Genomic DNA, 11,141 nt, shown 5'->3' on the forward strand with positions numbered 1-11,141 from the left:
GCCGCCCTGCGGCGCAGCCGCCCACCGGCCCGGCCACGCCCCGGCCGCCCGGTCCGAGCCCCGGCCCGCGGCCGCATCCGAGCCTGTGACCACGGCCGTGATCGAGCCCGCGGCCGTGACCGCATCCGAGCCCGTGACCGCGGCCGTGTTCGAGCCCGAGACCGTGACCGCGGCCGTGACCGCATCCGAGCCTGTGACCACGGCCGTGATCGAGCCCGCGGCCGTGGCCGCATCCGAGCCTGTGACCACGGCCGTGATCGAGCCCGCGGCCGTGACCGCATCCGAGCCCGTGACCACGGCCGTGCCCGAGCCCGTGGCCGTGCCCGAGCCCGTGGCCGCGGCCGTGATCGAGCCGGTCGCCGTGCCCGAACCCGTGCCCGCGCCGGGGGGCGGGCTCGAGGCCGCACCCGGGGACGGGCCGGCGGCCGCCGCCGCGCCCGCACGCGGCTCAGCTCCGCCCCGGGAACGGAGCGGGATCCGGCACCCGGCCCGTGACGGCGGGCAGATGCGTACGGGCCCGGCACCGGCCGCAGGCCCGGACCGCGGCGGCGGCGCCGACCCCGGCCCCGGAGGCGTTCCTCCCGGGGTGTACGAGGCCGCCGCGCGGGCGACCCGGCACCTGCTGGAGTGCCAGGACACGGCCGGATGGTGGAAGGGCGACCTGGAGACCAACGTCACCATGGACGCCGAGGACCTCCTGCTGCGCCAGTTCCTCGGCATCCGCGACGAGGCCGTCACCCGGGCCGCCGCCCGGCACATCCGCGGAAACCAGCGCGACGACGGCACCTGGGCCACCTTCCACGGCGGCCCGCCCGAACTCTCCGCCACCATCGAGGCGTACGTCGCCCTGCGCCTGGCCGGCGACGCCCCCGACGCCCCGCACATGGCCCGCGCCTCCGCCTGGATCCGGGCGCACGGCGGCATCGCAGGCGCCCGCGTCTTCACCCGGATCTGGCTGGCCCTGTTCGGCTGGTGGAGCTGGGACCACCTGCCCGAAATCCCGCCCGAGCTGGTCCTGCTGCCGTCGTGGGTGCCGCTGAACATCTACGACTTCGGCTGCTGGGCCCGCCAGACCATCGTCCCGCTCACCATCGTCTCCGCGCACCGCCCCGTCCGCCCCGCTCCCTTCACCCTGGACGAGCTGCACACCGATGCCCGTCGGCCGCGCCCCGCCACCCGCCCGGCCCCCATGGCCAGTTGGGAGGGCCTCTTCCAGCGGATGGACAAGGCCCTGCACCTCTACCGGCGCATCGCCCCGCGCCCGCTGCGCAGGGCGGCGATGGCGAAGGCCGCCCGCTGGATCGTCGAGCGGCAGGAGAACGACGGCTGCTGGGGCGGGATCCAGCCGCCCGCCGTCTACTCGGTCATCGCCCTGCACCTGCTCGGCTACGACCTCGGCCACCCGGTCATGCGGGCGGGGCTGGAGTCCCTCGACCGCTTCGCCGTCTGGCGCGAGGAGCCGCCCGGGCCCGACGGCACCCCCGGCGGCCCCGTCCGCATGGTCGAGGCCTGCCAGTCACCGGTGTGGGACACCTGCCTCGCCGCGATCGCCCTCGTCGACGCGGGTCTGCCGCCCGACCACCCGGCCCTGGTCAAGGCCGCCGACTGGATGCTGGCCGAGGAGATCACCCGTACCGGCGACTGGGCCGTGCGCCGGCCCGGACTCGCCCCAGGCGGGTGGGCGTTCGAGTTCCACAACGACACCTACCCCGACATCGACGACACCGCCGAGGTGGTCCTCGCCCTGCGCCGCATCCGCCACCCGGACCCGGCCAGGGCCGAGGCGGCCGTGGCCCGCGCCGTGTCCTGGACCCTCGGCATGCAGTCGCGGGACGGCGGCTGGGGCGCCTTCGACGCCGACAACACCAGCCCCTTCCCCAACCGGCTGCCGTTCTGCGACTTCGGCGAGGTCATCGACCCCCCGTCGGCCGACGTCACCGCCCACGTGGTGGAGATGCTCGCCGTGGAGGGCCGGGCCGCCGACCCGCGGGCACGCCGCGGCATCGCCTGGCTGCTCGCTCACCAGGAGCCCGACGGCAGCTGGTTCGGCCGCTGGGGCACCAACTACGTGTACGGGACCGGCTCGGTGCTGCCGGCGCTCGCCGCCGCCGGGATCCCCCCGGCCCATCCGGCCGTGCGCCGCGCCGTGCGCTGGCTGGAGTCCGTACAGAACGAGGACGGCGGCTGGGGCGAGGACCAGCGCTCCTACCGGGACCCCGCCTGGGCCGGCAAGGGCGCCTCCACGGCCTCCCAGACCGCATGGGCGCTGATGGCCCTGCTCTCGGCGGGGGAGCGGGACGGCAAGGCCGTCGAGCGGGGCATCGGGTACCTGGTGGGGACGCAGGCCCCGGACGGCTCCTGGGACGAGCCGTACTTCACCGGCACCGGCTTCCCGTGGGACTTCTCCATCAACTACCACCTGTACCGGCAGGTGTTCCCGCTCACCGCGCTCGGCCGCTACCTGTACGGGGAACCGCTCGCGCCCGGGGCGTCCTGATGGCCGCCGCCCGGGGCGGCGGACCCCGCTCCGGCCCCCGGCCCGATCCGCGGTCCGACCCGCGGTCCGACCCCGCGCCCGTGCCGCTGCTGGTCGCCTGCGCCCTGCGCATCGAGCGGGCGGCCCTGCGCAGCGGCGGCGAGCGCGGCGCCCCCGACCGGTACGCCCTGCTGCGCACCGGCATGGGTCCGCGCGCCGCCGAGCGGGCCGTCGGGCGGGCCCTCGCCGAGCCCGTGCTGCGCGGGGCCGCCGTGCTGGCCACCGGGTTCTGCGCCGGGCTGGTCCCGGGCATGCACCCCGGCGACCTGGTCGTCGCCGAGGAGACCCGCGATCCGCGGGGCACCGTCGCCTGCTCGGGGACGGCCCTGCTCGCCGAGGCACTGGCCCGGGTCGCACCGGGCCGCACCGTGCACACCGGCGCGCTGACCGGCTCCGACCACGTCGTCCGCGGCCAGGAACGCGCCCGGCTGCGGGCGGGCGGCGCCATCGCGGTCGACATGGAGTCCGCGGCCACCCTGTGGACCGCCACCCGGGCCGGGCCGCCCGGACCTCCCGCGGCTCCCGGGCCACCGGGGCCCCCCGGACCGCACCGCCCGGTTGCGGCCGTCCGGGTGATCGTGGACGCTCCGGAGCACGAGCTCCTCCGTATCGGCACGGTCCGCGGTGGAATATCTGCCTTCCGCGTACTGCGTGCCGTAATGCCCGCTTTCTATGACTGGCACCGTTCTTTGCTGCTCCCCAGGAGGTGAGCCAGATGGCCATGCCGCTGCGACAGTCCATCAGGGTCGGGACCTATCTGCTCGAACAAAAGCTCCGCAAGCGGGAGAAGTTCCCGCTGATCGTCGAGCTCGAGCCGCTCTACGCCTGCAACCTGGCCTGCGAGGGCTGCGGGAAGATCCAGCATCCGGCCGGCGTGCTCAAGCAGCGCATGCCGGTGGCCCAGGCCGTCGGGGCCGTCCTGGAGTCCGGCGCTCCCATGGTGTCCATCGCGGGCGGAGAGCCGCTGATGCACCCGCAGATCGACGAGATCGTGCGGCAGTTGGTGGCCCGGCGCAAGTACGTCTTCCTCTGCACCAACGCCCTGCTGCTCCGCAAGAAGATCGAGAAGTTCGCCCCCTCGCCCTATTTCGCCTTCGCCGTGCACATCGACGGACTGCGCGAGCGGCACGACGAGTCGGTCGCCAAGGAAGGCGTCTTCGACGAGGCCGTCGCGGCCATCAAGGAGGCGAAGCGGCGCGGGTTCCGGGTGACCACCAACTCCACCTTCTTCAACACGGACACCCCGCAGACCGTCATCGAGGTGCTCAACTACCTCAATGACGACCTCGAGGTCGACGAAATGATGATCTCGCCCGCGTACGCCTACGAAAAGGCACCCGACCAGGAGCACTTCCTCGGAGTCGAACAGACCAGGGAACTCTTCAAGAAGGCCTTCGCGGGCGGGAACCGGCGCCGCTGGCGGCTCAACCACTCGCCGCTCTTCCTGGACTTCCTCGAGGGCAAGGCCGATTTCCCGTGCACCGCCTGGGCCATTCCGAATTACTCGCTCTTCGGATGGCAGCGCCCCTGCTATCTGATGAGCGACGGATACGTGCCCACCTACCGCCAGCTGATCGAGGAAACCGACTGGAACGCCTACGGCCGCGGAAAGGACCCGCGCTGCGCGAACTGCATGGCGCACTGCGGCTACGAGCCCACCGCCGTCCTCGCCACCATGGGGTCGCTCAAGGAGTCCCTGCGCGCGGCCCGGGAGACCCTCGGCGGCAACCGGGGCGCCTCGTCATGAGCACCCCCGCCACCCCGCCGCAGGGCCGCACGGGCTTCGACCTGAAGACCCTGCTGGCCGAGCGCGGCGCGGAGCGCTACGCGCTCCATGCCCGCCACCTCAACCCCCAGCTGCCCCGGATGCTCCACACCATCGGCTTCGACAGGGTCTACGAGCGGGCCGAGGGCGCCCACTTCTGGGACGCCGAAGGCAACGACTACCTGGACATGCTCGCCGGTTTCGGGGTGATGGGCCTGGGCCGCCACCACCCCGTCGTCCGCCGCGCCCTGCACGACGTCCTCGACGCCGATCTCGCCGATCTGACCCGCTTCGACTGCCCGCCGCTGCCCGGACTGCTGGCCGAGAAGCTGCTCGCGTACAGCCCCCACCTGGAGCGGGTCTTCTTCGGCAACAGCGGCACCGAGGCCGTGGAGACCGCCCTGAAGTTCGCCCGGTACGCCACCGGGCGGCCCAGGATCCTCTACTGCGACCACGCCTTCCACGGGCTGACCACCGGATCCCTCTCGGTCAACGGGGAGAGCGGGTTCCGCGACGGGTTCGCCCCGCTCCTGCCGGACACCCGCATCGCGCTCGGCGACCTGGCAGCGCTGGAGCGGGAGCTGGGGCGCGGGGACGTCGCCGCGTTCGTCGTCGAGCCGATCCAGGGCAAGGGCGTGCACGCGGCCCCGCCCGGCTTCCTCGCGGCGGCGCAGGAACTGCTGCACCGGCACAAGGCGCTGCTGATCGCCGACGAGGTGCAGACCGGCCTCGGACGCACCGGCGATTTCTACGCGTACCAGCACGAGCCGGGCGTCGAGCCGGACCTCGTGTGCGTGGCCAAGGCGCTGTCGGGGGGCTACGTCCCCGTCGGGGCGACCCTGGGCCGGGAGTGGATCTTCCGGAGGGTGTACTCGTCCATGGACCGGGTGCTGGTGCACTCCGCCAGTTTCGGCTCCAACGCCCAGGCCATGGCGGCCGGGCTGGCGGTGCTCAGCGTCATGGAGGACGAGGGGATCACCGCCCGCGCCCGGGCCATGGGCGACCTGCTGCGCGGGCGCCTCGCGGCCCTGGTGGACGACTACGAGCTGCTGCACGAGGTGCGCGGGCGGGGCCTGATGGTCGGCATCGAGTTCGGCCGGCCCGCCTCCCTGCGGCTGCGCAGCCGGTGGACGATGCTCCAGGCGGCCCGCAAGGGCCTGTTCGCGCAGATGGTCGTGGTGCCGCTGCTCCAGAAGCACCGGATCCTGACCCAGGTCTCGGGGGACCACCTGGAGGTCATCAAGCTGATCCCGCCGCTCGTCGTGGACGAGTCCGACATCGACCGTTTCGTGGTGGCCTTCCGCGCGGTCATGGACGAGGCCCACGGCGGCGGCGGACTCATGTGGGACTTCGGCAGGACCCTGGTCAAGCAGGCCGTCGGCGGCGGCTGACGGCCTGCGGCCGGGCCGGGCCGGGCGGTCAGGCCGCCTTGGCCCGGCGGATCACGTCCAGGGTGTGGGCGACGGCCTCGGCCAGGGCCGCCTCCCGGCGCTCGGCCTCCTCCGGCCCGAGCTCCCCGGCGTACTCGCCGCCGAAGGTGAGCAGGAGCCCGCCGCGCTCGTCCTCGTCGATGTCGTTGGTGATCGTCCACACGGCGCGGTCGTCGGAGCGGTGGAAGGCCACCCGGCGGCCGGTGTCGAAGACGATGTCCTCGACGAACCGGTCGCCGTCGAGCACGATCTCCCGGACCAGGCCCTGCGGCCCGCTGGAGAGCACGGTGCACTCGGTGATGGCGGGGATGTACGGCAGCGGGTCGGCGGCCTTGGCCACCAGGCCGGCCCAGACGTCCTCGCGGGTGAGGCGGGGCTCGGCCGTGCCGTCGGCTCCGTTGACGGGCAGGGTGAAAGCGGTGCGGGTCACTTCGGCTCCCTCGTCGGATGATCTTGCCGAAAGGGCCAACCGGGTCCGGGCCGGATCCATTCCGCCGAGGGGGCGGCGCTGCTAGTGGACGAGCTGCTCGCGCAGCCGGGCGAGGGTCTCGGGAGCGAGGCGGAGGCCCTCGGCGAGATAGCGCTCGACGCCGCCCCAGCGCTCTTCGATGGCGGCGAAGGCGGCGTCGAGGTAGGCGGCGCGGGCGTCGAAGAGCGGGGCGAGCAGCTCCATGACCTCGGGGGAGCGGGCCTCGGGCGCATCGCTGCCGCGGCGCACGCGGTAGCGGCGGTGCGGGGCGTTCGACTCCAGGTAGTCCGCCGTGATGGCCTCGCGCTCCACCCCGAGGGCGAGCAGGGTGACGGCGATCGCCAGGCCGGCCCGGTCCTTCCCGGCCGCGCAGTGCATGAGCGCCGGGACGCTGTCCTCGGCGAGGGCGTGCAGGACCCGGCTGTGCTCGGCGGTGCGGTCCAGGACGATCGCGCGGTACGAGTTCGTCATCCGGGCGGCGGCCTTGCCGTCGCCGAGGATCCCGCGGAGCTGCTCGACGTCGCCGTCGCGGACCATCTTCCAGAATTCCTTGCCGTCGGCCGGGTCGGACAGCGGGATGTTCACGTTGCGCACGCCCGGCAGCTCGACGTCGGGGCCCTCCAGGACCTGGTCGGCGTGGTTGCGGAAGTCGAAGACGGTGTGGAGGCCGAGCGATGCGAGGAATTCTGCATCGGTTTCGGTGGCATGTGCGAGATGTCCGCTTCGGAACAGTCGTCCCGGCCTGACCCTTCGCCCGTCCGCGGTCGGCAGGCCGCCCACGTCGCGGAAGTTGCGCACTCCGGACAGTTCGGGCTCCGGTATCCGGTCCGCCGACGGGGGCGGGGGTATCTGCTGGGTCACGGGAACTCCTCCGGCGTTGTCGTGGTGGGTCGAGGTGCGTCGTGGTGTGTCGTAGTGTCCGAATTGCACTGCTTGGGGTCAACTTGCCGCCGTCGGTGGCCAGATCGGGCACAACCGGCGTGAGCCAGATCATACGGTGACCGTGAGTGCCTGATCGTCGATCCCGAATGGCCCGGCGCGAAAGGCCGTTGGCGGTGCGGAATGGACGGAGGGTGACCGGAAATTACCCCGGAATCCCGCTTCTGTGAATCCGTCAGGAATTCATGGCTTGTTCCGTGATGCCGTACTGGATTACCTTCGCGATCGATCCGGATGGACCGCCTAATCCTGCCGCCGTCCGGAAAACCGCAACCCGACCATTCATGTGCGGCAGGAGCGGGGGAACCAGGTAGGCCGCTGCTTCTTTTTGGATCTTTTCCTTGAGGAGCGGCTCGGGGTGAAGCCGTACACGTTCCGTTCGGTCCGTGTTCGGCCGGACATCTCCAGTCCGAACCCGACAGCTCACCTCGCAGGCGACGGAGAGGAATGCGCCATGCCGGCTCAGGGCAAGCACCGCCGTCCCAAGTCCCGCTCGACAGCCCGTGGCTTCGCCTTCGCCGGCACCGGCGGCGCCGCCCTCGCGCTGCCGCTGATCGGCGCCGCCGGCGCCCACGCCGCCGCCCCGTCCGCCGCCCCCGTGGTCGCCCCGCGGGTTCCGGTGTCGCTCCAGGCCCAGCCGGCCGCCGCCGTCCAGGCCGCCGACCGGGCGGCGCCGTCCGTCTACACGGTCGTGCCGGGCGACTGCCTCTCCACCATCGCCGCCGACCGCCACCTGCCGGGCGGCTGGGAGCGGCTGTACGCCGACAACCGCGAGGCCGTCGGCACCGACCCGTCGCTGATCCACCCCGGCCTGAAGCTGACCCTCGGTGCGGAGGGCGAAGCCACTGCGGCCGGGGAACCCGCCGGAGCCCCGGCCGGGAAGCCCGCCGCCGCGCCGCAGGCGGCACCGAAGGCTGCGCCGCAGGTCGCGCCGCAGGCCGCGCCGAAGAAGAAGTCCCCGGCGCCGGCCGCCGACCAGGGCGCCCCTGCCGTGGCGAAGGCCCCGGAGGCCGCCCCGGTCGCCGCTGCCTTCGTCGCCCCCGTCGGCGGCGGGATCTCCACCCAGTACAAGACCCCCGGCGCCATGTGGTCCAGCGGCTACCACACCGGTGTCGACTTCATCGCGAGCACCGGGACCACCGTCAAGGCGGTCGGCGCGGGCACCGTCGTCTCGGCCGGCTGGGGCGGGGCGTACGGCAACGAGGTCGTCATCCGGCACGCGGACGGCAAGTACTCCCAGTACGGCCACCTGTCCCAGCTGTCCGTCTCCGTGGGCCAGGCCGTCACCGCCGGCCAGCGGATCGGCCTCTCCGGCTCCACGGGCAACTCCACCGGCCCGCACCTGCACTTCGAGGTCCGCACGGGCCCCTCGTACGGCTCGGACATCGACCCGCTGGCCTACCTCCGCTCGAAGGGCGTCAGCATCTGACGGCCGTTGCCGCCGTTGCCGCCGTCGCCGCCGTCGCGGCGGCGGCGGTGTGAAGACCCGCGTGAGGCCGGGACCCGAGGGGGGCCCCGGCCTCACGCGCTGTAATTCCGCACCCGCCCGGTGGTAAAGATCACGGTCCGTCAACCCCTTCCTACGGTGGCGTAGGTCACGCGCCGCGGTGAAGGATATGGTCCCGTGGCAGCGACGACGACGATAGAGACGACGAAGAAGACGAACAGGACCATCGGCTCGTACGCGGCGATCGGGGACAGCTTCACCGAGGGCGTGGGGGACCCGGGACCCGAGGGGAGCTTCGTCGGCTGGGCGGACCGCCTGGCCGTACTCCTGGCCGACCAGCGCCCGGAGGGCGAGTTCCGGTACGCGAACCTCGCGGTGCGGGGGCGCCTGCTCGACCAGATCGTGGCCGAACAGGTCCCGCGGGCCAAGGAGCTCGCCCCGGACCTCGTGACCTTCTGCGCGGGCGGCAACGACATCATCCGGCCCGGCAGCGACCCGGACGCCGTGGCGGAGCGGTTCGAGGCGGCCGTGGCCGACCTCGCCGGCTCCGTCGGCCAGGTCATGATCACCACTGGGTTCGACACCCGTGGCGTGCCCGTCCTCAAGCACCTGCGGGGCAAGGTCGCGACGTACAGCGCGCACGTGCGTGCCATCGCCGACCGCTACGACTGCCCGGTCCTCGACCTCTGGTCGCTGAAGTCCGTACAGGACCGGCGGGCTTGGGACGACGACCGGCTCCACCTGTCGCCCGAGGGCCACACCCGGGTCGCCCTGCGCGCCGCCCAGGTGCTCGGGCTCGGGGTGCCGGCCGACCCCGACCAGCCGTGGCCGCCGCAGCAGCCGCGCGGCTCGGTGGACGTGACCCGCGACAACATCCAGTGGGCCCGCGAGCACCTGGTGCCGTGGATCGGGCGCCGGCTGCGCGGGGAGTCCTCCGGGGACCACGTCGAGGCGAAGCGGCCCGACCTGCTGCCGCTGTAGGCCGCTCGCGTGGGCCGCGGCCGGACCGGAGCGGAGTGGAGGGGGCGTTGCGGAATCCGTTGCAGAGTCCGTTGCGGAGTCCGTTGCGGAATCCTTCGGGGCCGCGAGGCGTTGGGATGGTGGCGGGCCGGGGTCTGATCCCGGCCTGCTCCCGTCCGCCCCACCTCCCAGGAGGCGCCTTGACCGGCTCCCTTCCCCTGCGTCCCCGGCTGCGCGCCCTGCGCCCCGAAGCCTTCGGCGCGGATCCGTCCGGCGCACGGCTGGAGCGCATCCGGCGCTCGCCGAACTTCGCCGACGGCGTGTTCCAGAACCCGGTGGGGGCCCGGACCAGGCCTTCCGGCTCCATGCTGGAGTTCGCCAAGATCTACTTCCACAAGGAGCAGCGGATCCGGCGCAGCCCCGTCGCGCCCGTACCCGTCTACCCGACCACCCTCGCCGAGCTCGCGAAGCCGCCGGTCAGCGGATTGCGCCTGACCTGGATGGGGCACTCCAGCGTGCTCGCCGAGATCGACGGGCGCCGCGTGCTGTTCGACCCCGTCTGGGGCGAGCGGTGCTCCCCCTTCCCCTTCGCCGGGCCCCGGCGGCTGCACCCCGTACCCGTTCCGCTGGCCTCGCTGGGGCCGGTCGACGCCGTGGTGATCTCACACGACCACTACGACCACCTCGACCTGCCGACCATCAAGGAGCTCGCCGGCACGGACACCGTCTTCGCCGTCCCGCTCGGCGTGGGCGCGCACCTGGAGCGCTGGGGCGTGTCCGCGGACCGGCTGCGGGAACTCGACTGGAACGAGAACACCGAGATCGCCGGGCTGTCGCTGACGGCCACCCCGGCACGGCACTTCTGCGGCCGCGGGCTGCGCAACCAGCAGCACACCCTGTGGGCCTCGTGGGTCGTCGCCGGCGACGAGCACCGGATCTTCCACAGCGGTGACACCGGCTACTTCCCCGGCTTCGAGGAGATCGGCGCCGCGCACGGCCCCTTCGACGCCACGATGATCCAGATCGGGGCGTACTCGGAGTACTGGCCCGACATCCACATGACCCCCGAGGAGGGCATGCGCGCCCACCTCGACCTCCAGGGCGGGATCCCGCACGGCACGATGCTGCCGATCCACTGGGGCACCTTCAACCTGGCCCCGCACCCGTGGGACGAGCCCGGCGAGGGCACCGTCGCCGCGGCGCAGGAGCTGGGTGCCGCCGTCGCCCTGCCCATCCCGGGGCAGCCCTTCGAGCCGGGTGCCGCCGACGCCCCGGCCGAGCCGTGGTGGCGCCCCTTCGCCGCCTCGCCGGTGCGGCCCGCCGCGCCCGCAGCCGCCCTTTCGGCGGCCGCCGAGCCGCAGCCGCCGGTCGCCCGCGAGGAGCCGGAGGCCGTCGGCTCGTAGCCGACCGCCTCGGCGCAGCCCCCGATCCAGCCCCCGGGGGCTGGTTTTGCCGGGCGGCCCACCCGTCGCTTTCGAAGCGGGGGTGGGTCATTTCAGCCTCGCCGGCGGTTGTGGCGCGGGGTTTGGGGCGGCGCTCCAAGGATCCCGGCTCCGCCGGGGAGGGGGGGGGGGGGGCGGGCCGCCCGCCCCGGG

9 protein-coding genes and 1 riboswitch are annotated in these 11,141 nt (G+C 73.5%); of the genes, 7 read left to right on the plus strand and 2 right to left on the minus strand.

All coding sequences use genetic code 11. From position 1 onward, the window contains the following. The first annotated feature begins 586 nt into the window (after positions 1-586). Genes shc through ABZ924_RS36740 form a run of 4 tightly spaced genes read left to right on the plus strand, consistent with a single transcriptional unit; the run spans position 587 to position 5,692 of the window. A complete protein-coding gene (gene shc, locus ABZ924_RS36725) occupies positions 587-2,497 on the plus strand; it encodes a squalene--hopene cyclase (protein ID WP_361919792.1) in 1,911 nt (636 codons plus the stop codon). Further along, positions 2,497-3,246: a 1-hydroxy-2-methyl-2-butenyl 4-diphosphate reductase gene (locus tag ABZ924_RS36730; protein ID WP_361919776.1), complete on the plus strand. Its 750-nt coding sequence runs from the start codon at positions 2,497-2,499 to the stop codon at positions 3,244-3,246. The genes shc and ABZ924_RS36730 overlap by 1 nt, the downstream gene beginning before the upstream one ends. Before the next feature lie 5 nt (positions 3,247-3,251). Then, positions 3,252-4,283 carry an adenosyl-hopene transferase HpnH gene (gene hpnH / locus ABZ924_RS36735; protein WP_361919778.1) on the plus strand — a complete coding sequence of 344 codons (1,032 nt, stop codon included), beginning with the start codon at positions 3,252-3,254 and terminating at the stop codon, positions 4,281-4,283. Continuing rightward, positions 4,280-5,692 (plus strand): aspartate aminotransferase family protein, encoded by a 1,413-nt coding sequence (locus ABZ924_RS36740; RefSeq protein ID WP_361919780.1) that lies wholly within the window; start codon positions 4,280-4,282, stop codon positions 5,690-5,692. Before hpnH ends, ABZ924_RS36740 begins: the two co-directional genes overlap by 4 nt. Positions 5,693-5,720: 28 nt before the next feature. On the opposite strand, the gene ABZ924_RS36745 is transcribed toward ABZ924_RS36740, so the two are convergent. Together ABZ924_RS36745 and ABZ924_RS36750 are read right to left on the minus strand one after the other, a co-directional pair. Continuing rightward, the gene (locus tag ABZ924_RS36745; RefSeq protein WP_361919782.1) at positions 5,721-6,161 is read right to left on the minus strand and encodes an SRPBCC family protein; all 441 of its coding nucleotides are present in this window, start codon (positions 6,159-6,161) and stop codon (positions 5,721-5,723) included. Between the two features lie 81 nt (positions 6,162-6,242). After that, positions 6,243-7,061 carry a tyrosine-protein phosphatase gene (locus ABZ924_RS36750; RefSeq protein ID WP_361919784.1) on the minus strand — a complete coding sequence of 273 codons (819 nt, stop codon included), beginning with the start codon at positions 7,059-7,061 and terminating at the stop codon, positions 6,243-6,245. Positions 7,062-7,404: 343 nt separating this feature from the next. Beyond that, positions 7,405-7,589, plus strand: a riboswitch (cyclic di-AMP (ydaO/yuaA leader). Between the two features lie 4 nt (positions 7,590-7,593). On the opposite strand from ABZ924_RS36750, the gene ABZ924_RS36755 reads away from it, so the two are divergent. The 3 genes from ABZ924_RS36755 (at position 7,594) to ABZ924_RS36765 (ending at position 10,949) form a co-directional block, all read left to right on the plus strand. After that, on the plus strand, positions 7,594-8,568 hold the full coding sequence (locus ABZ924_RS36755) for a LysM peptidoglycan-binding domain-containing M23 family metallopeptidase (protein ID WP_361919786.1): 975 nt from the start codon (positions 7,594-7,596) through the stop codon (positions 8,566-8,568). 195 nt (positions 8,569-8,763) lie between these two features. Next, positions 8,764-9,567, plus strand: a complete 804-nt coding sequence (locus ABZ924_RS36760; RefSeq protein WP_361919788.1) for an SGNH/GDSL hydrolase family protein — start codon at positions 8,764-8,766, stop codon at positions 9,565-9,567. Between the two features lie 179 nt (positions 9,568-9,746). Beyond that, positions 9,747-10,949, plus strand: coding sequence for an MBL fold metallo-hydrolase (locus ABZ924_RS36765; protein ID WP_361919790.1), 1,203 nt, complete (start codon positions 9,747-9,749; stop codon positions 10,947-10,949). The last annotated feature ends 192 nt before the right edge of the window (positions 10,950-11,141 follow it).

Source organism: Streptomyces sp. NPDC046876 (genome assembly GCF_040645035.1).
Classification (GTDB): Bacteria; Actinomycetota; Actinomycetes; order Streptomycetales; family Streptomycetaceae; genus Streptomyces.

What these genes read in the sequence shown, in the direction of transcription:
- ABZ924_RS36730 (WP_361919776.1), top strand. Translation starts at nt 2,497, where the DNA reads ATGGCCGCCGCCCGGGGCGGCGGACCCCGCTCCGGCCCCCGGCCCGAT.
- hpnH (WP_361919778.1), top strand. Translation starts at nt 3,252, where the DNA reads ATGGCCATGCCGCTGCGACAGTCCATCAGGGTCGGGACCTATCTGCTC.
- ABZ924_RS36740 (WP_361919780.1), top strand. Translation starts at nt 4,280, where the DNA reads ATGAGCACCCCCGCCACCCCGCCGCAGGGCCGCACGGGCTTCGACCTG.
- ABZ924_RS36755 (WP_361919786.1), top strand. Translation starts at nt 7,594, where the DNA reads ATGCCGGCTCAGGGCAAGCACCGCCGTCCCAAGTCCCGCTCGACAGCC.